This is a genomic window from Klebsiella sp. MS 92-3, from assembly GCF_000195655.1.
GTDB classification, from domain to species: Bacteria; Pseudomonadota; Gammaproteobacteria; order Enterobacterales; family Enterobacteriaceae; genus Klebsiella; species Klebsiella pneumoniae.
Genome location: NZ_GL882781.1, coordinates 3,875 through 5,404 on the forward strand (window position 1 = coordinate 3,875; position 1,530 = coordinate 5,404).

Here is a 1,530-nt window from a genome sequence, read left to right on the forward strand (position 1 = left end):
GGGGGGGGGGGCTTTTTTTTGGACCAAATTCGGACAGATTCAGACAGGTATTCAGAGGAAAAGAACAATGTTAGACAACACCCGTTTACGCATAGCTATTCAGAAATCAGGCCGTTTAAGCGAAGATTCACGCGAATTACTCAGCCGCTGCGGCATTAAAGTCAATTTGCACACCCAGCGTCTGATTGCGCTGGCGGAAAATATGCCAATCGATATTCTGCGCGTGCGTGATGACGATATCCCGGGACTGGTGATGGACGGTGTTGTCGACCTCGGCATTATCGGCGAAAACGTGCTGGAAGAAGAGCTGCTCAGCCGCCGCGCTCAGGGCGAAGACCCGCGCTACTTCACCCTGCGCCGTCTCGACTTCGGCGGCTGCCGCCTGTCGCTGGCGACTCCGGTGGATGAAGCCTGGAACGGCCCGGCGGCGCTGGACGGCAAACGTATCGCCACCTCTTACCCGCACCTGCTGAAGCGCTACCTCGATCAAAAAGGTATCTCCTTTAAATCCTGTCTGCTGAACGGCTCCGTGGAAGTGGCGCCGCGCGCCGGCCTCGCCGACGCTATCTGCGACCTGGTCTCCACCGGCGCCACTCTGGAAGCCAACGGCCTGCGCGAAGTGGAAGTGATCTACCGCTCCAAAGCCTGTCTGATCCAGCGCGACGGCGAAATGGCCGACGCCAAACAGCAGCTGATTGACCGCCTGCTGACCCGTATTCAGGGCGTGATTCAGGCCCGCGAGTCGAAATACATCATGATGCACGCCCCGACCGAACGCCTGGAAGAAGTGGTTGCCCTGCTGCCGGGCGCCGAGCGGCCGACTATTCTGCCGCTGGCAGGCGACAAGCAGCGCGTGGCTATGCACATGGTCAGCAGCGAAACCCTGTTCTGGGAGACCATGGAAAAACTGAAGGCGCTGGGCGCCAGCTCCATTCTGGTGCTGCCGATTGAGAAAATGATGGAGTAATCGGCCAGCCGGTCACGGGACACACAGGGGAATACAATCATGAGCTTCAACACAATCATCGACTGGAACGGCTGTAGCGCAGACCAACAACAGCAACTCTTAACGCGCCCGGCGATTTCCGCCTCCGACAGCATCAGTAAAACGGTGACGGAGATCCTGAATAACGTCAAAGCCAACGGCGACGGGGCGCTGCGCGAATACAGCGCGAAGTTTGATAAAACCACCGTCGCCGCGCTGCAGGTGAGCGAGGCGGAGATCGCCGCCGCCGACGAGCGCCTCAGCGATGAGCTGAAGCAGGCGATGGCGGTGGCGGTGAAAAACATCGAGACCTTCCACAACGCGCAACAGCTGCAGGCGGTGGATGTCGAAACGCTGCCGGGGGTGCGCTGCCAGCAGGTCACCCGCCCTATCGCCTCCGTCGGACTGTACATTCCCGGCGGCTCAGCGCCGCTGTTCTCCACGGTGCTGATGCTGGCGACGCCGGCGCGCATCGCCGGCTGTCAGCAGGTGGTGCTCTGCTCGCCGCCGCCGATTGCCGATGAGATCCTCTATGCCGCACAGCT

2 protein-coding genes are annotated in these 1,530 nt (G+C 60.4%); both read left to right on the top strand.

What is annotated here, in order from left to right:
• Positions 1-67 precede the first annotated feature (67 nt).
• Entirely contained in the window at positions 68-967 is a 900-nt protein-coding gene (hisG, locus tag HMPREF9538_RS18580; RefSeq protein ID WP_002912152.1) for an ATP phosphoribosyltransferase, read from the top strand.
• A 39-nt stretch (positions 968-1,006) separates the two neighbouring features.
• On the top strand, positions 1,007-1,530 hold a 524-nt coding region (locus HMPREF9538_RS18575), incomplete at its 3' end, for a histidinol dehydrogenase (protein ID WP_009484562.1).